The following is a 19,224-nucleotide window of genomic DNA, read 5'->3' as shown; positions in this document are numbered from 1 at the left end:
GCAACATGTTCATCTACAAAACAACCCGGCTGTAGGTTCCGCTTGTCCTTTTAGACAAAAGAATGACGGATAACAGCCAGGTTGGTTTTGAAAACATGTACGATAATTAACGACGCAATCCGAGTTTTTCGATCAGTGCGCTGTAACGTTTAACATCTTTGTTTTTCACGTAAGCCAAAAGCTTACGACGTTGACCTACCATTTTCAAAAGTCCACGACGTGAGTGGTGGTCTTTCTTATGCGTACGCAAGTGGTCTGTCAAACTTCTGATGTTTTCCGTAAGGATAGCAACTTGCACCTCTGGAGATCCTGTATCGGACTCGTGAGTTTTGTGCTCGTCGATCAGTTGTTGTTTACGTTCTTGAGTCAATGCCATCCTGTTCACCTCCTTCAATATAATCGCCATTAGCCTCGTCACCGCCGGTGAGAGCAAGCAACCAAGCCAAGGTTAATGTTGTCTCAATCGACAACGTAGTACAGTATATCATAATTGCCTAGTTAAAGTAAATGTAAACATACATTTAATCCTGAACCTTTAAGATAACAGGCGGCCGGCAGTTAATGCATCTTCACGAATCTGGCTAATCAATGCATCAATGGAGTCGAACTTTCGTTCTGCACGAATATAGTGAACGAGCTCAACCTTTAGTTCCTGGTCATATAGGTGTCCATCAAAATCAAGCAGGTGCACTTCAAACGTAGGTTTCATCCCGCTTTCGTGAAACGTAGGTTTCACACCGAGATTCATTACGCCATGCAGTTCCTGTTCGCCATACTGCACACGAACAGCGTAAACACCCTTCGACGGGGTAACGTAATGATCCGTGAGTTCAAGGTTGGCTGTAGGAAATCCAATCGTTCGTCCACGCTTCTCCCCGTGAATGACGGTTCCTCTGATGCTGTAAGGTCGGCCAAGCCACTGACTGGCCTCATCCATCTCCCCACGCTTCAACAGGCCACGAATGAGAGAGCTGCTCACTTTTTCACCATTTAACAAGAAAGGAGGAACGGTTTCCACCGTCATCTCTCCTTCTCCCAAAGTACGAAGAAGTTGTTCATCCCCTGCACCCTTGTGACCAAAACGGAAGTCAAAACCCACCACCGCTGTTCGTGTCTGAAGAGGAATCAACAAGTCTTGTACAAATTGTTGCGGCGTCAACCGTGAGAAATCTTCATTGAACTCCACCACATACAGTACATCAACGCCCATTCCTGCCAAGATGTCTTCTTTATCTCTCAAGGGAGTTAAATAACCCTCGTAATCCCCTTTGCGCATAACTTCCTTCGGATGTGGATGAAAGGTCATGACCGCTGCCTGCATGCCCGTTTCCCGCGCAATGCGGACAGCTGATAAAATGACACTTGCATGTCCGAGATGCAGTCCGTCGAATTGACCAATCGCAAGCACTTGGGGCAGTGTGCTCAGCTCAGTCGAATGTAACGTCTGCGGATAGGTTAGCATTACGGTTTTCACAATCATTCACCTGCATTTCACTAGATAGGCCAAGCTTGAGCATCACCACAACTCTAAGCCCGAGACCTCTTTATTCCGGCAAAAAGACTTTAACTGCCCTCACCGTTGGTTTTAGTTCATCCCGTTCAAATATCCCCAGAAACGTACCATCCTGAGCATACAACCGCAATAAACCAGGTTGCTCTACAGGCGGTTCCAGAAGACGTGCAGACAGTTTCTGACCTTGAAGTGCTCCTTTGGCCTGTTCTTCTCCAACCTTGTGGGCCGGAATTGAAGCAATAGCCTCGTCAACAGGAATCAGCGCCTCCGCCAAAGTCCCGTCAGCCATAAGTTGTTCCACTTCTTCAATACGAAGACAACGATCTGCAGAGATACCTGCCGATATCGTACGCTCCAGTTGAACCATGGTCGATGGATATCCGAGTTGCCGGCCAATGTCTACACACAATGTACGAATATAGGTACCTTTTGAACACAAGGCCCGGAAGGATATATCGGTGGTCTCACCCTGAGTCTCAATCCCTGTAAGTTCGAGCTCATAGATTGTGACCTCTCGGCTCTTACGCTCTACCGTCTTACCTTCACGAGCAAGTTCATAAAGACGTTTACCGTCTACCTTTACCGCAGAATACATGGGTGGTACCTGAGAGATCGTGCCCAGAAACTGTTCAAGCACCTGTTGAACCTGTTCCTGTGTTACTTCCACAGTCGTTTCAGCCCGCTCAATGACTTCCCCTGTCATATCCTCTGTGTCAGTAGAGAGTCCCAATCTGAGCGTAGCAAGATATTCCTTCGGAAGCTCCTGCATGTACTCCACCACACGTGTCGCCCGTCCAAGACAGAGCGGCAGAACGCCTGTAACTTGTGGGTCAAGTGTGCCCGTATGCCCAATGCGCTTCATTTTGAGAATGCGACGCATTTTGGCTACAACATCATGAGAAGTAAATCCCGCCGGTTTATATACCGGAAGTACACCTTCAAATGGCTTTACCATTGTGAATTCACCTGCTTCAGTACTTTTGCGACAATATCATCAAGTTTTCCTTCCAGACGACATCCGGCTGCGAGCACATGCCCGCCTCCGCCAAAGGTCTGTGCTAGTGCAGCAACATCAATCTTCCCAGCTGAACGCAAAGAAACCTTGACTGCATTCTCGTTGATGACTTTGAAAAAGATACCAACTTCCACGCCCTGAATGTTGCGCGGATAGTTCACTACCCCTTCAAGATCTTCATTAGCTGCTCCACAAGCCACCATATCATCTGGTGTAATAACAACCCAGGCTATCTTTCCATCATCTGTCATCTGCAGGCTTGATAGTGCCTGATTCAAAATCCGAACTTGCGGAAGAGTCACCTGCTCCAACAATGTCTGGGCGAGATAGGGTCCATCCACGCCATGTTCAAGCAGTCTGGAGGCCGTTGTCATTACATTTGGACTGGTGTTGGCATAGCGGAACCCACCTGTATCCGTAAGCAATCCTGTATAAACTGCCGTCGCAACATCTTTATCCCATGTTACTTGGAACAGGTTAAGAAAATCGAACAAAATTTCAGCCGTTGCAGCAGCATCTGACTTAATGATGTTGACTGTACCATAACCGTCATTTGTAGGGTGATGATCAATATTCAAAATAACAGCATCGTCTTCGAAATAATGACGTGTCAAACCTACTCTGGCAAAGTCTGCACAATCCACACAGATAACAGCTTTGTATTTTCGCTGCGGTGGTTGTTCGGTCATGTTCACAATGTTGCCTGCTTCCCACAAAAATTGCATGCGCCCGGGGATTTCACCTTCATTAATCATCGTGAATGTCTTACCCAGACATGACAGCAGCCAGCCCACCGTTACCGTCGAGCTGACTGCGTCACCGTCCGGCTGTACATGCGACACGACCAGGTAATCATCATGCTCCAGCAGAAATTGCTTTCCCGCCTGGAGCGCCTGTTCATAAGTGTGCATTGCCGTCTCCTCTATTCTGTTACTGGGATTCGTTCTTGTCGGAACCAATATCGCCAAGCAGCTTCTCAATTCGGCTGCCATAAGCGATGGATTCATCAATCTTAAATATCAATTCGGGAACATGCCGGAACCGGATACGTTTACCCAGCTCGGAACGCAAAAATCCATTTGCTTTTGCCAGAGCTTTGAGCGTGTTATCTTTTTGTTCCTGTTCACCGAAGACACTCAGATAAACTTTGGCTTGCGACAAGTCTCCTGTCACTTCGACTCCCGTTACCGTAATAAAGCCGATACGTGGATCTTTCAGTTCAGACTGGATGAGCAGACTGATTTCTTTCTTGATCTGCTCGCCCACTCTACCTGTACGAATCTTAGCCATCGTTGTTCACCTCATGCTTCCTTGCTTATCGTTGTACTGTCTCCATAATGAAAGCTTCGATAACGTCGCCTTCTTTGAGATCATTATATTTATCCAGTGTGATACCGCACTCGTAACCTTGTGCTACTTCTTTGGCATCATCTTTATAACGTTTCAGGGAATCCAGCTTACCTTCGTAAAGGACAATGCCATCACGAATCAGGCGTGCTTCCGCAGAACGCGTAATTTTACCCGAGGTAACCATACAACCAGCGATGGTACCCACTTTACTGATGGAGAACGTGCTCCGAACTTCAGCATGACCGATAACTTTTTCTTTGTAGATCGGATCAAGCATACCTTTCATCGCTTGTTCAATTTCTTCGATAACACTGTAGATTACGCGATGCAGACGAATGTCTACTTGCTCTTGATCTGCAGTTGCTTTCGCCTGGTTATCAGGACGAACGTTGAAACCAATCACGATGGCATTGGATGCTGCGGCCAAAATGATGTCGGACTCAGTGATTGCACCAGCGCCGCTATGAATGATTTTCACGCGTACACCTTCAACTTCGATCTTCGCAAGGGAACCTTTCAATGCTTCAACCGAACCTTGTACGTCACCTTTGATGATTACGTTCAGATCTTTGATCTCACCATCTTTGATGTGTTGGAACAGATCATCCAACGTTACGCGAGTATGTGTACCCAGATCGGATTCACGTTGCGTAATCGCACGTTTGTCAGCGATGGAACGCGCTTTGCGCTCATCTTCAAACACCATGAATGGATCTCCCGCACCTGGAACTTCAGTCAAACCTGTGATTTCTACAGGTGTTGAAGGTCCAGCCTCTTTCAGACGACGACCTTTGTCATTGACCATCGCACGGACACGACCGAAACAGTTACCTGCTACGAAAGCATCGCCGACTTTCAATGTACCGTGCTGTACGAGGATACGTGCAACTGGGCCACGTCCTTTATCCAGCTCGGCTTCAATCACCGTACCACGGGCACGTTTGTCCGGGTTCGCTTTGTATTCGTTCACTTCTGCAACGAGCAGAATCATTTCAAGCAGACCTTCCAGACCCATTCTTTGTTTTGCTGATACGTTAACAAAGATGGTATCTCCGCCCCACTCTTCTGGAACGAGTTCATAGTTAGTCAATTCTTGTTTTACTTTATCTGGATCAGCGCCCGGTTTGTCAATTTTGTTGACAGCCACGATAATTGGAAGCCCCGCAGCTTTGGCATGGTTAATTGCCTCAACTGTTTGTGGCATAACACCGTCATCGGCAGCTACGACAATAATTGTAATATCCGTAACCTGTGCTCCACGTGCACGCATTGCTGTAAACGCTTCATGACCCGGAGTATCCAAGAACGTAATTTTTTTGTTGTTGATTTCGACTTGGTATGCACCAATATGTTGCGTGATTCCGCCTGCTTCGCCGCCTGTTACATTCGTGGAACGAATGGCATCCAGCAAAGTTGTTTTACCATGGTCAACGTGACCCATGATTGTAACTACTGGAGGACGAGCTTGCAAGTCAGCAGCATCATCATTCTCTTCCAGTGTTTCGAAACGGTCATCTTCAAGCACAATCTTCACTTCAACCTCAACACCGAATTCACCTGAAAGCAGAAGGATCGTTTCGATATCAAGCTCTTGGTTGATTGTTGCCATAACGCCCATAGCGATGAGCTTTTTGATAACTTCGGAAGCATCCTTATGGAGCAACTTCGCTGTTTCACCTACAGTCATATCACCACGAACGATGATTTTCTTAGGTGTGTTATCAATTTTCTCACGTTGTTGGTACTGTTGTTGATTTCTGTTGCGGTTGTTCTTGCCACCACGGTTACCACGGAAGTTGCCACCACGGTTGTCATCATAACGACGTCCACCGCCACCGCTGTTCGAACGGTTACCACTATTGTTGTTGCTGCCAGTAGTACCACCTGGGCCGCTTCTGCGTTGGCCTTGTCCTTGGCTCTGACCTTGGCCACCGCTACGGTTGCCAGCAGTACCCGTATTGCCACCGCTGTTAGGTCCTGAAGTTCTTACTTGACCGCCACCGCTGTTATTTGGACGTTGACCCGATCCTTGCGGACGGGATGCAGTACTGCTTTGTCCACCTTGAGCTGGTCTTGGACGGTTAGTTGATTGTCCTCCTTGGCTTGAGCCTTGGGAAGAGTTCGTTCTGTTGCGGCTGTCTTGGCCGCTGGGTCTTTGGGTGCCATTGTTATTGTTGGAATTTGGTCTATTGTTCATACCTACCTGCTTTTCCTGTTGTATTTTTGTTTGTACGGGACTACCGGATGGGTTACTGCTCTTCGGCGTGTTCACTCCGCCGGCCGGCTTGTTGCTGTCCACTGGTTTGTCACTGCGCACTGCCGAAGTAGCAACTGGTTTTGCATCGTTGCCTTGTTTCGAAGCAGCAGTGGATTTTATATCTTTAAAAAATTGTTCCACCTTACCGACTGAACCATTCTCCATGACACTCATATGATTGTTTACGGGAATTTCCAGCTTTTTAAGAATGGTTATAATTTCTTTACTACTCATATTAAGGGACTTCGCATATTCATAAACTCGCAATTTATCCTTGTTTTCCTGTTTACTCAATATACTCCACCTCCGACATTATACCGACTTGCTTGGAGATCATTTTTGCAAACCCTCGATCCGTTACTGCAAGAACAACACGCGTGTCTTTACCGATACTTGAACCCAGACTATCCCGGTCAAATCCGATCAACAGAGGAACCTTATACGTTCCGCATTTATCGCGAAATTTCTTTTGTGTATTGGCTGAGGCGTCACCCGCAACAATAACCATTTTTGCTTCGGAAGAACGGATCGCTTTAAGTACAATTTCTTCACCTGTTACAAGTTTGCCTGCACGCATAGAAAGTCCCAGATAAGACAGCGTTTTAATATTAGTCATTTTCACGCTCCTGTGCTGCTTTGAATTCATCCTCAACCGCGATGAAGTCAGCTGCTAATTGCTCGTAAATTTCAGGTGAGACTTTGCCTTTTAACGCCCGATCCAAAGCCCGGTTTTTGAGTGCGAGCTTAAAACAGGACTCTTTGCCGCATAAATAGGCACCACGTCCGGATTTTTTGCCAGTCAAATCGATCAGCACTTCATCCTCTGGCGTTTTAACAATGCGAATCAGCTGCTTTTTGGGCATCATTTCTTGGCATGCCACACATTTGCGCAGCGGCACTTTTTTTGGTTTCATACGTCAGCGCCCCCCGTACTTTACTTTAGTCGACGGAGACGGAATCCTGATGCATTTCAGAAGAAGAATCTTTTTCTCTGCCGAATTCCTGTTCCGCCTGGCTCTCGCTCTTAATGTCGATTTTCCAGCCGGTTAATTTGGCTGCCAATCTGGCATTTTGGCCTTTGATACCAATTGCGAGCGACAGTTGATAGTCCGGAACGATAACCCGAGCCATCTTTTCTTCCTCAAATACATGAACTTCCAATACTTTGGAAGGACTCAGTGCATTAGCAACATATTCGTCTACCTGATCGGAGAAACGAACGATGTCGATTTTTTCACCGCGCAGCTCACCCACAATGGTCTGCACGCGCATTCCCTTAGGACCTACACAAGATCCAACTGGATCAACTTCCTCGTTGCGGGAATGAACGGCAATCTTGGAGCGGAACCCTGCTTCGCGAGCGACGGAGCGAATCTCAACTACACCGTCAAAGATCTCAGGCACTTCCAGTTCAAAGAGACGTTTCAAGAGGCCCGGATGGGTACGGGACAAAATGATTTGCGGCCCTTTGGTCGTATTCTCGACCTTGGTGATATACGCCTTAATACGGTCACCATGAACAAACTTCTCGTTCGGCATCAATTCGGTCAGCGGTAAAGCCGCTTCGATTTTGCCCAGATCGATGTAGATATTGCGCAAATCCTGACGCTGCACCACTCCCGTAACGATATCTTCTTCCTTATCTACGAAAGCGTTGTAGATCAGGCCGCGTTCGGCTTCACGAATCCGCTGGGTCACTACCTGTTTGGCAGTTTGTGCCGCGATACGTCCGAAATCACGCGGCGTAACTTCAATCTCCGCAATATCTTCCAGCTGGAAGTGTGGGTTGATTTCTCGTGCAGCAGGCAATGAAATTTCGGTACGTGAATCCAGGACTTCTTCCACGATCAATTTACGGGCATACACCCGAATAACTCCCGTATTACGGTTCATGTCAACACGCACATTCTGGGCCGTGTTGAAATTCCGTTTGTAGCTGGAAATTAGTGCAGCCTCGATCGCTTCAAACAGCACATCCTTGCTGATCCCTTTTTCCCGTTCCAATTCATTCATTGCTTCAATAAAATCCATACTCATGAATGTTGATCCCCCTTTCAAACATGGCATCTCATACGTAAAACGGCGAAAGGCTCTGAACTCATGAGCACCTTGCCGTTATCGTGAGATGTGTCTTTTTCATTAATAAAGTGAACAAGGCACTTAAAACAAAATAGCTAGGCGCGCACTGGCAACCTTATCATAAGAAATGGCATGCTGTTTTTTGCCTGCTTCGATCACGAGTTCCCCGTCATCAAAGGAAAGCAGCTTGCCTTCAAATTCCTTCAATCCGTTCACCGGCTCGTAGGTTGTAACAAAAACATTTTTGCCTACAGATTTGGTAACGTCCTCAGGTTTTTTCAGTGGACGCTCCGCACCGGGAGAAGACACTTCAAGGAAATAGATGGTTGGAATCGGATCGTTCTCATCCAGCTTGGCGCTCAGCTTTTCGCTGATCAAGACGCAATCGTCGATGTCGATGCCACCCTCTTTGTCGACATACACCCGTAAAAACCAGTTGCTGCCTTCTTTGACGTATTCGATGTCAACCAGCTCGAAGCCTTGTTCGTTCAAGTAGGGTTGGATCATTTCTTCCACGGTAGATTTAATGTTCGTTGTGCTCAAAACCAATAACCTCCAACTTAGGTTACACCAGCAAAAAAGCACTGGCAGATTATTCAATACCCAAGATTCTTGTATACCAAAGACTAAAGAGTGGGTTTCCCCACTCTTTAGAAATTCGTACTATCTCGTTCACTTCAAAAATTATAACATAGTCTGGTAATAGTGACAAGTAAGCGATGGTTCAGGCAGTTTACTTACTAATGAAGGAAAAATTACGTTCCTCCAACAATCGCTCTGTTTAGATCCAAATTCAATCCTAGAAAAGGGAAAGCTGATTGCTCTCTGGCAAGCCACGGAAACATCCCATATTCGACAGGAGTTCAACAATGGTCTTACTTGCTTTCGACTTCTGCTGGAAGTCCTCAACCGATAGAAACTCACCATGATCTCTTGCTGCAGCAATATTGCGAGCAGCATTATCCCCGATTCCTGCCAACGCCGAAAATGGAGGGATTAGTGATTTTCCGTCAACGATGAACTTTGTCGCTTCCGAACGGTATAAGTCAATGGATTTCAGCGAGAATCCGCGCGCTGCCATTTCCAGACCCATTTCCAGAACAGGTAACATGTTTTTCTCTTTCGGAGGTGCCTGGAAACCTAATTGCTCAATCTCCGTAATTTTGCGATAGATCGCGTCATATCCCTGACACATCAGTTCGATATCAATCTCATCCGCCCGAACGGTAAAGTAAGTTGCGTAATATTCAATCGGATGATAAAGCTTGAAGAACGCCGTACGTACTGCTGAAATAACATAAGCGGCCGCGTGAGCCTTCGGGAACATGTACTGGATTTTCAGACACGAATCAATGTACCATTGAGGCACTTTACAATTCTTCATCTCGTCAATCCATTCCTGTGGCAGACCCCGTCCCTTACGAACACTCTCGGTAATCTTAAAGGCAAGACTTGCGTCCATTCCCGTTTTATAGATCAGGAACAACATGATATCATCCCGACAACCAATTACCGTCTTAATGTTACACGTTCCGTTCTTAATCAGATCCTGAGCGTTTCCAAGCCATACGCCTGTACCATGGGACAATCCGGAAATCTGCAGTAAATCGGCAAAAGACGTCGGCTGGGATTCGACAAGCATCTGACGTACAAACTTCGTGCCCATCTCCGGCACACCAAACGTCGCGACTGGCGACCTAATCTGTTCTGGTGTAACACCCAGAGCGTCGGTTGAGTTGAACATGCTCATGACTTTGGGATCATTCATCGGAATGGTCGTTGGATCGACTCCTGTCAAATCCTGTAACATCCGCATCATAGTTGGATCATCGTGCCCCAGAATATCAAGTTTTAGCAAGTTTTCTTCAAAAGCATGATAATCAAAGTGTGTTGTTTTCCACTCCGCATTAACGTCATCAGCCGGGAACTGAACGGGTGTAACGTCTTCGACCTCGATATAATCAGGTACTACGACAATACCGCCGGGGTGCTGTCCAGTGCTCCGTTTTACCCCTGTACATCCCGAAGCCAAACGATTCAATTCAGCTCCGCGCCATTTCTTGTGATGTTCTTCCTCATATTTCTTGGCAAAACCAAATGCTGTTTTCTCAGCCACCGTACCAATGGTCCCCGCACGGAAAACACTCTTCTCACTAAAGAGTACTTTCGTATAGTTATGAGCATGAGGCTGATAATCACCAGAGAAGTTCAAGTCAATATCCGGAACTTTATCTCCTTTAAATCCAAGGAAGGTCTCAAACGGAATATCCTGACCTTCTCCTTTAAGTGTTCCACCACAATCCGGACACTCTTTCTCCGGAAGGTCAAATCCACTCCGAACACTGCCGTCCAGGAACCACTCGCTGTGTTTGCATTCCGAATTCACACAAATATAATGAGCAGGTAGTGGATTAACCTCGGATATACCCAGGAATGTAGCAACAACAGAGGAGCCTACCGATCCCCGTGAACCTACGAGGTAACCATCCTGATTCGATTTTTTGACCAAGCGTTCCGAGATCAGATAGTTGGCAGAAAACCCGTATTTGATAATTGGAATGAGTTCTTTCTCTAGTCGTGCCACGATTACTTCCGGTAATTCCTCGCCATAAATTGACTTGGCAGTGTTATAGCAGGTATTACGGATTTCTTCGTCCGCACCTTCCAGAATCGGAGTAAACAGTTTGTCCGGGAATAACTTAATTTCCTCAAATCGGTCAGACAACTCCACCGTATTTGTAACAACGACCTCGTAAGCTTTGTCTTGACCCAAGAACTGGAACTCTTCCAGCATTTCCTCTGTCGTTCTAAAATGTGCATCCGGTTTACGCTGATCTTTCAGTGGACTAAATCCTGTAATTCCGTGAATTGTGATATCCCGATATAACTTGTCACGCGGTTCCAAATAGTGCACGTTACCTGTGGCTATGACCGGTTTATTAAGTTTTGCACCTATATCAATGACTTTACGGATCGCTGTTTTGATTTCTTCGGGTGTAGCCACCAACCCTTTATCCACCAAATGCATATACATTGTAAGTGGTTGGATCTCCAGTATGTCATAGAACTCAGCGATCTCTTCCGCTTCTTCGAGCGATTTGTTAAGCACCGCTTCGAAAAATTCACCTTTTTCACAGCCTGATATAACAACAAGGCCTTCACGCAAATTAATCAGTTTCGATTTGGGAATGCACGGTACCCGCTTGAAATGTTCCGTATGAGAGAGAGATACCAGCTTATATAGATTTTTCTTACCGACATCATTCAATGCATAGATTCCACAATGGAAAGGTCTTGTATTCGACAAGTCGACACCTACATAATCATTCAAGCGATCAAGCCTCGTCAAACCTTTCATCTGGGCAGCATCATTTAATAATCCGATCAGTATACCCGCGAGTGCAACCGTATCATCAATGGCACGGTGATGACTTTCGAGTCCAACCTTATATTTATCCGCCATCGTATTCAGACGGTGGTTCTTATTTTTGGGAAATAACAATCTCGCCAGTTCCAATGTGTCAAGGACCGGGTTAGGAAGCTCTGGCAATCCAATTTGCTTCAGGGAAGCCTGGATAAAGCCCATGTCAAAACGTGCATTATGCGCAACAAGCACACCATCACCAGCAAACTGCACAAAATCACGAATAACAGGCTCCAGCTCAGGTGCGTCTTTTACCATGTCATCATTAATATTGGTCAACTGCTGAATGTTGTAGGGAATGCGTTCATGCGGATTCACAAACGTTGCAAACCGGTCAATTTCTTTACCATCTTGCATCTTCACGGCAGCAATCTCAATAATTTTGTTCTGCGTTACCGACAGACCTGTGGTCTCGATATCAAATACGATGTATGTCGCTGTTTGCAGATCCAATGGCTGAGGAGCCATTACAACGGCAACAGAGTCATTCACAACATTGGCCTCAAGGCCGTAGATCATTTTAATCCCGTTTTTCTTAGCAGCCTTGGAAGCCTCGGGATATACCTGCACACCACCATGATCAGTGACAGCAATCGCCTTATGTCCCCACTCAGCTGCCATTTTCACGTATTTGTCAATTGAAGTTACAGCATCCATCGTACTCATTGTAGAGTGCAAATGGAACTCCACCCGTTTCTCTGGTGCATTATCTTTGCGAGACGGCGGTGCTTTAACTTCAATCAAATCCGAAGGAATCATGGCGAGTTCAGGAATTTGCATAAACCGGTCATATTCTACACGACCACGCACTTTTACCCATTTACCGTTAGCCAGCAAACTGAGAATTTTAACATCCTCTTTTGTTTTGGCAAACATCTTCATTTGCATGGAATCCGTGAAGTCGGTCAGGTAGAAGGTAAACAACGTATTTCCGTTTCGCAATTCTTTACGATCCAGTCCAAACACCGAACCTTGAAGCGTGACCTTTTTCTCTTCATCTTGGATTTCCTGCATGGGTACTGCTGGCTCCTTGATGTCATAACCCATTTGCAAACGCAGATCACCCTGCTCCTCATCCACCGGGATTTCTGTGTCCACTTCACTCATCATCTTTTCGATGACCTCAAGTTCCTCTACACGTTTTTGGGCCTGGAACTGTTCCATGGCCTCTTTATTGCTTCCTACTTCGCCCACTTGCATCTTGATGCGAAGAGGTAGATGAAAGTATTTTTCATAGAATTTCGTAATAGCCTGATCAATCTGTTTCTTACGAGCCAATTCCATCGACGTTGCATCACTCATTGTCAGTTGTAGGAGATCCTCTTCACATTCAAAGGTTGTCCGATTCATCCAGCCATTTACAGACGGAATCTCACGGGTAACCCACTCCAGAAACAGATTCCAATATTCACTGACGATATCACCATTTTGTACCTTGTCCGTATATTTGAAGCCAAATGAAATTTTGGCGATATGATTCATCTTCTCTTGAATATGCAGACAAAATGTGCGATAGATTGGAGCGGGTACCAATGTGTCCTTCGCAATCAGAATATTCCATTCCCGATTACTTCGATTGGTCTCTACTTGTTCAATCCATCCATCCAAAAAATAGGGCTCTAACAGACCAGCCGGAAGCTCTGCCTGTTTCATCAACAACTCAAACCGTTTTCTTTTCTCCTCGAATCCGCTCATCGTGTTCCTCCTTGTACCCCCTTAAAGCATGAAAAGCCCCTGCATTCAAAAATGTCACCGATCCGAACTCGCACCGACTCATTTTATCCGACAGAAGCTCTCCATTCATTACTCAACTGGTGAATAAGTGCTTTTCGTCAAGTGATCCTGACTTAGTATGCTCTTGCAAACACAACCGTGTGTTCTGCCTGTTCACCACAAGCCAGGCACGTATGCTTTTCTTCCGCAGGCTGGAACGGAATGTTCCGGCTTGTTGCACCTGTGACTTCTCTTACTTTATCTTCGCAAGCTTCTGAACCGCACCATCCAGCCAGTGTAAACCCGCGTTTATTTTCCATCAGTTCTTTCATCTCATCGAGTGTATCCACGGAGTAGAAGTTATCCGACATAAATGTGCGAGCACGCTCTAACATATCTACCTGAATCTGTGTCAGCATAGCCTGGATCTCTTCTACCAGGTTTGCTTGTTCTACCACTTTCTTCTCACCTGTGATGCGTGATACGAGTACACAAACACCATTTTCCATATCACGTGGACCAATCTCCAGACGAATCGGAACACCGCGCATCTCGTATTCATTGAATTTCCAACCTGGGCGAACATCGCTGCGATCATCCATTTTCACACGGACTCCAGCTTTTTTCAACTCAGTGAACAACTCATCTGCACGCCCAACAACAGCATCACGCGTTTTCGGAGGTCCAATTGGGATCATGACCACTTGTGTTGGTGCCACTTTAGGAGGAAGTACGAGACCACGATCATCTCCGTGAACCATAATTAATGCACCGATCAAACGTGTGCTTACTCCCCATGAAGTAGTGTAAGCCAGCTCCAGCACATTATTTCGGCTAAGATACTGGATTTCAAATGCTTTTGCAAAGTTCGTCCCCATGTAGTGAGATGTACCTGCTTGTACAGCACGTCCATCCTTCATCATGGCTTCGATCGAGTACGTATCCACCGCACCCGCAAACTTCTCGGATTTGGTTTTCTGACCCACAATTACAGGAATAGCCAAGTATTCCTCAACCACTTCACGATAAATCTCCAGCATTTTCATCGTTTCTTCACGTGCTTCTTCTTCCGTCTCATGCGCTGTATGACCTTCCTGCCACAGGAACTCACTTGTGCGAAGGAAAGGCAACGTTCTTTTTTCCCAACGAACTACGTTAGCCCACTGGTTAATCAGTACCGGAAGATCCCGATAAGACTGAATCCACTTGGAATACATGTGACCAATAATCGTTTCGGATGTAGGACGGATTGCCAGACGTTCTTCCAGCTTCTCTCCGCCAGCTTCCGTAACCCATGGTAATTCAGGGTTAAAACCTTCCACGTGCTCTTTTTCCTTTTGAAAGAAGCTCTCAGGAATGAACATCGGGAAGTACGCATTGCGATGACCCGTTTCCCGGAAACGACGATCCAACTCATCCTTAATGTGTTCCCAGATTTCAAAGCCGTCTGGTTTAAACACAATACAACCGCGTACGGGTGCATAGTCCATGAGATCAGCTTTTTTGATAACATCGATGTACCAGCGTGAGAAGTCCTCACCCTGTGGTGTGATTTCAGTCACGAACTGTTTATCATTTTCCTTTGACATAAGACTCCAGCGTCCTCCCATAACGACTATCTCTGAATGTCCAGAGCGTAGTCCAACCGTAATTATCCGTTAATTAAACGTAATATATCATTGTAAGTTACTGCCAGCATCAACACAAACAACATCGCAAATCCGATGAAATGCACCATGCCTTCGCGATTGGGATCAACAGGTCTGCCGCGCAGCGCTTCAATTCCTAAAAAGACCAGACGACTGCCGTCCAGTGCAGGTATTGGTAGCAGGTTGAAAATCCCAAGATATAGACTCAAAATCGCTGCCCATCTCGTTAACTGCTCAATCCCTTGTTTAGCAATTTGCCCTGTCACTTCGAATGTACGAACTGGACCACCAATATCATCCATGTTGAATTGATTGATCAGATGTTTAAAACCTTCAAATATCACTTTGGTTGTATCAACCATGGCCACGCCTGAGACTTTAAATGTCTCTACAAATCCAACAGATCGGGTTGGTAACGTAGGTACGATTCCCACTTTACCGCCCTCTTGTCCTTCTACAGCACGTGGAGTAATCGTTATATTAAACGTATCCGAACCCCGGCGCAGCGTCCATTCCATCGGCTTGTCTTTGGAATCGGCAATCATCGACACCATTTTTTGTGAATCTGTACCAATCACTGTACCATTGATCGTCTCAATAATATCACCTTTTTGCAGGTTCGCCTGATCGGCTGCCCCACCTTCAAGCACTTCACCAATTTCAAGATTTTTTGGATTTTCCACAGGAACTCCTGCCATCTGCGCATATACAGCAAACAGCACAAAGGCTAAGATAAAGTTCATGAGTGGGCCTGCAAAAATAGCCAATGCACGCTGTCCAACGGTTTTGCTGCCGAATTGACGATCTTTCGGTGCAATCTGCGTTTGTTTACCACGACTTACCAACATTGCTTGAGGATGAATACGATACTCCTGAATCTCACCATCTACATCCAGTTGAAGCTTCAGGGCGTTCTCCATATCAATGGAGATAACTTCACCACGTATTACATTTTTACGGTTATCCAACTGATCCAGATAGATCATCTTCACCTGGTCATCCGCTGATCTTACCGCAATGGTCTGTCCTTCCTGGATCTCTACCAGTTCCGGATCTTCCCCTGCCATCCGTGCATATCCACCAAAAGGCAACAAACGCAATGTAAACTGGGTCTCGTTTCTTTTATATGAGAACAATTTGGGACCAAAACCGATCGCAAACTCCCGTACAAGAATACCGGCGCGTTTGGCAAAATAATAATGCCCCCATTCATGAACCGTCACGATGACAAAGAACATGAGCACCGTTAGAAATACCACTTGTATGGTTTCCAATCCCTATCCATCCTCCTTCACGGCACATACCGCAGTCTGTCCCTCTAGATTATCATTATTCTCTGATGCCGCACAAGAGAATCACTTCTTCCAATTTGTTATGAAAAAAGAGATTACAGACTGGCCGCAAGCTTACGGCTCTCCTGATCACAACGCGCGATCTCCTGCAGATCAGGCTCGTCCACATTGTGGTGTGCTTCCAGCACAGAAGCAATAATATCTTCTATTTTAAGGAATGAAATCTCTTTACGCAAGAAACGGGCTACAGCAACCTCGTTGGCTGCATTAAACGCCGTTGTTGCGGTTCCTCCCATTTTACCACACTCATACGCCATTCTTAAACACGGGAACCGTACCATATCCATCTCACGGAAATGTAATTTCCCAGCTTGAGCAAGAGACAGACGCTTTGCTGGTGATGGCAAGCGGTCAGGGTAAGTCAGTGCATATTGAATTGGAACTCGCATATCCGGATTCCCCAGTTGTGCGATGATGCTGGTGTCATCAAATTCCACATAGGAATGAATAACACTCTCTGGGTGAAGTAATACATTAATCTGATCATATCGAAGACCAAATAACCAATGTGCTTCAATGACCTCGAGACCCTTGTTAACCATCGTTGCCGAGTCTATCGTAATTTTGGACCCCATTGACCAATTCGGATGTTTAAGCGCATCCTCTATAGTCACGCTCTTCAACTGTTCACGGGTAAGATCACGGAATGATCCACCTGAAGCGGTGAGCGTAATGCCTGCCAAGCGTTCTCTGTTTTCACCATTCAAGCATTGGTATATCGCAGAGTGCTCACTATCGATGGGCAGCAAAGAGACTCCTTTGGCAGCCGCTCTTGTAGTAACAATATGTCCCGCCGTAACCAATGTCTCCTTGTTGGCCAGCCCAATCTGTTTGCCTGCGTCTATGGCAGCAAGCGTTGACTCCAATCCAACACTCCCCACCACCGCTGTTACAACCGTATGCGCATCAGTTCCTGCCGCAACTTCTACGAGTCCTTCTGTGCCATAAAATAGTTGCGTTCCTGCAGGCAAATGTGGAGCTACCTTCTCCGCCAATTCTTTGGACCCCACCGATACTTTCTTCGGCCGATAACGTTTGGTTTGTTCGATCAGCAGGTCTGTATTGCCTCCGGCAGCCAGTCCCTCTACTTGAAAGAGTTCTGGATGCATGTCAACTACATCCAGTGTCTGGGTTCCAATAGAACCGGTTGACCCAAGAATCGCAATTTTTTTCATGCTGCACCTCATCTTAAATTATCCAATGCCTACGGCGAACAATGCTGGTATCTCAGACTCATGTTCGTTCTTTAGTAGGGCAGTAGCATTAGTATATGTACGAATGGAAAAACAACAATCCAGCTGTCGCACCGATCAAGAATGCCTCCATGCCCTGGGAGAAGACTGCCTGAATCCTTGATATTATATACACGTTTGTATGCAGACTGGATCAAGTCACCCATCTGACCTACAACTGCACAGGCAATTCCGATCACAATCGCTCTCTGCCAGGAAAGTAAACCATCTGATACTAATGCAAAAATAACAGAAGTAACAATTGCAATCACGATGCCACCCAGTGCACCCTCCACGGTTTTGTTTGGACTAATGGAAGGCCACAGTTTGTTTTTACCAATTAGTTTCCCTACAAAATAAGCTCCTGCATCACTGGCCCATATGGAGCCCAGCAAAAGGAACGTCCAGAACAATCCATGATGCAGATGTCTGGATTCTGCAATGTAATAGAAACCGATCCCTATATACAACACGCCAAGGAAAAGCATGGCCACTGTATTCACGGGAACCTTATTTTTGGTGACAACCGAAGCTGTCATCAGTACAAGCATTACTATCCAGATGACCTGAAATAAGGATAGCGGTCTTGCCTCCCAAAGCATTTCCCAAGGAAACACAATGGCAAAAACACCAGCATATCCAATCAGGGCCACACCTGAAAAAGGCATCACCCCGGTCATTTTAACAAATTCATAATAACCGATGAGAGCCATAAGCAATACCAAACCATGGTACCAGGGTCCGCCCAGCATGCAAAAACCTAAAAACAACACACCTGCTATGATTCCTGTCGTTAATCGCTGTTTCAACGGCTTCATCCTCCATCTATTTCAAACCGCCGTAACGCCTTGTTCTGCGCTGATATTCGGCTACTGCTTCAAGCAAATGCTTTTTGCCAAATTCGGGCCAGTATATATCCGTAAACCATAATTCACTATATGCAAGCTGCCAGAGCATAAAGTTGCTTAATCTCAACTCTCCACTCGTCCGGATCAGCAGATCCGGATCGGGCATGTCAACCGTCAGCATATGTCTATCAATGAGTTCAGGTGTTATGTCCTCTGCCGATAGTTCCCCCGATTTCACCTGCAGAGCGATCTGTTTAACACAGTCCGTCATTTCACGACGACTTCCATAGTTCATTGCAAAGTTCAAAACGAGACCTGTATTATGTTCCGTAAGACGAATGGCTTCCCGCAAGGCATTAATGGTATGAGAAGGTAAATGTTCCTCTTGACCCATCATGCGAATGCGCACATTTTTTTCTATAAGTTCATCCAGCTCTATGGCTAGAAATTCTTGCGGAAGTCGCATCAGAAAATCCACTTCTTCTTTTGGACGCGTCCAGTTTTCTGTCGAAAAAGCGTACATCGTCAGATATTTGATGCCCAGTTCATCCGCCGCGATGGTCGCACGTTTGACCGCCTTCATGCCATTTTGGTGCCCGGCTATACGCGGGAGTCCCAAACGTTTGGCCCATCGTCCATTGCCGTCCATGATGATGGCGACGTGCTGCGGGATATTGTCCTCGGATATAGTCAGCGTTTCCTGCTTGTCAGCCCCATTCCACCACGACCGAACCCGTTTGATCATTCCTGTTCCTCCAAAATCCCTGAAGTTTCTTTATCTGAAGCTTGGAA

General features: G+C 46.1%; 16 protein-coding genes. All 16 read right to left on the bottom strand.

Annotated features, from left to right (window positions below; translation table 11 throughout):
• Positions 1 to 106 precede the first annotated feature (106 nt).
• Positions 107 to 376: a 30S ribosomal protein S15 gene (gene rpsO, locus NZ043_RS20680; RefSeq protein ID WP_056700672.1), complete on the bottom strand. Its 270-nt coding sequence runs from the start codon at positions 374 to 376 to the stop codon at positions 107 to 109.
• A 159-nt stretch (positions 377 to 535) separates the two neighbouring features.
• On the bottom strand, positions 536 to 1,462 hold the full coding sequence (locus NZ043_RS20675; RefSeq protein WP_249911815.1) for a bifunctional riboflavin kinase/FAD synthetase: 927 nt from the start codon (positions 1,460 to 1,462) through the stop codon (positions 536 to 538).
• Positions 1,463 to 1,544: 82 nt separating this feature from the next.
• Complete coding sequence (gene truB / locus NZ043_RS20670; protein WP_076318528.1) at positions 1,545 to 2,468, bottom strand: tRNA pseudouridine(55) synthase TruB; 924 nt, start codon at positions 2,466 to 2,468, stop codon at positions 1,545 to 1,547.
• The gene (locus NZ043_RS20665) at positions 2,462 to 3,439 is read right to left on the bottom strand and encodes a bifunctional oligoribonuclease/PAP phosphatase NrnA (protein WP_091031847.1); all 978 of its coding nucleotides are present in this window, start codon (positions 3,437 to 3,439) and stop codon (positions 2,462 to 2,464) included. The genes truB and NZ043_RS20665 overlap by 7 nt, the downstream gene beginning before the upstream one ends.
• 19 nt (positions 3,440 to 3,458) lie before the next feature.
• Positions 3,459 to 3,818, bottom strand: a complete 360-nt coding sequence (gene rbfA, locus NZ043_RS20660; protein ID WP_017689140.1) for a 30S ribosome-binding factor RbfA — start codon at positions 3,816 to 3,818, stop codon at positions 3,459 to 3,461.
• A gap of 25 nt (positions 3,819 to 3,843) precedes the next feature.
• Positions 3,844 to 6,429: a translation initiation factor IF-2 gene (gene infB, locus NZ043_RS20655; protein ID WP_091031850.1), complete on the bottom strand. Its 2,586-nt coding sequence runs from the start codon at positions 6,427 to 6,429 to the stop codon at positions 3,844 to 3,846.
• On the bottom strand, positions 6,422 to 6,751 hold the full coding sequence (locus tag NZ043_RS20650; protein WP_017689142.1) for a ribosomal L7Ae/L30e/S12e/Gadd45 family protein: 330 nt from the start codon (positions 6,749 to 6,751) through the stop codon (positions 6,422 to 6,424). Before NZ043_RS20650 ends, infB begins: the two co-directional genes overlap by 8 nt.
• Positions 6,744 to 7,049, bottom strand: coding sequence for a YlxR family protein (locus NZ043_RS20645; RefSeq protein ID WP_249911082.1), 306 nt, complete (start codon positions 7,047 to 7,049; stop codon positions 6,744 to 6,746). Before NZ043_RS20645 ends, NZ043_RS20650 begins: the two co-directional genes overlap by 8 nt.
• Positions 7,050 to 7,074: 25 nt before the next feature.
• On the bottom strand, positions 7,075 to 8,172 hold the full coding sequence (gene nusA, locus NZ043_RS20640; protein ID WP_062833827.1) for a transcription termination factor NusA: 1,098 nt from the start codon (positions 8,170 to 8,172) through the stop codon (positions 7,075 to 7,077).
• Between the two features lie 123 nt (positions 8,173 to 8,295).
• A complete protein-coding gene (rimP, locus tag NZ043_RS20635; RefSeq protein ID WP_091017262.1) occupies positions 8,296 to 8,757 on the bottom strand; it encodes a ribosome maturation factor RimP in 462 nt (153 codons plus the stop codon).
• A gap of 256 nt (positions 8,758 to 9,013) precedes the next feature.
• Complete coding sequence (locus tag NZ043_RS20630; protein WP_091031852.1) at positions 9,014 to 13,333, bottom strand: PolC-type DNA polymerase III; 4,320 nt, start codon at positions 13,331 to 13,333, stop codon at positions 9,014 to 9,016.
• Positions 13,334 to 13,485: 152 nt separating this feature from the next.
• A complete protein-coding gene (gene proS, locus NZ043_RS20625; RefSeq protein ID WP_091031854.1) occupies positions 13,486 to 14,940 on the bottom strand; it encodes a proline--tRNA ligase in 1,455 nt (484 codons plus the stop codon).
• A gap of 62 nt (positions 14,941 to 15,002) precedes the next feature.
• Positions 15,003 to 16,274: an RIP metalloprotease RseP gene (rseP, locus tag NZ043_RS20620; RefSeq protein ID WP_091031857.1), complete on the bottom strand. Its 1,272-nt coding sequence runs from the start codon at positions 16,272 to 16,274 to the stop codon at positions 15,003 to 15,005.
• A gap of 113 nt (positions 16,275 to 16,387) precedes the next feature.
• Positions 16,388 to 17,527 carry a 1-deoxy-D-xylulose-5-phosphate reductoisomerase gene (locus NZ043_RS20615; RefSeq protein ID WP_091031860.1) on the bottom strand — a complete coding sequence of 380 codons (1,140 nt, stop codon included), beginning with the start codon at positions 17,525 to 17,527 and terminating at the stop codon, positions 16,388 to 16,390.
• A gap of 71 nt (positions 17,528 to 17,598) precedes the next feature.
• Positions 17,599 to 18,393 (bottom strand): phosphatidate cytidylyltransferase, encoded by a 795-nt coding sequence (locus NZ043_RS20610; protein ID WP_091031861.1) that lies wholly within the window; start codon positions 18,391 to 18,393, stop codon positions 17,599 to 17,601.
• A 16-nt stretch (positions 18,394 to 18,409) separates the two neighbouring features.
• On the bottom strand, positions 18,410 to 19,177 hold the full coding sequence (locus tag NZ043_RS20605) for an isoprenyl transferase (protein ID WP_017689151.1): 768 nt from the start codon (positions 19,175 to 19,177) through the stop codon (positions 18,410 to 18,412).
• Positions 19,178 to 19,224 lie beyond the last annotated feature (47 nt).

This window comes from Paenibacillus sp. FSL k6-2145, from assembly GCF_037976585.1.
GTDB lineage: Bacteria > Bacillota > Bacilli > Paenibacillales > Paenibacillaceae > Paenibacillus.
This window is presented reverse-complemented; position numbering and strand designations above follow the sequence as displayed.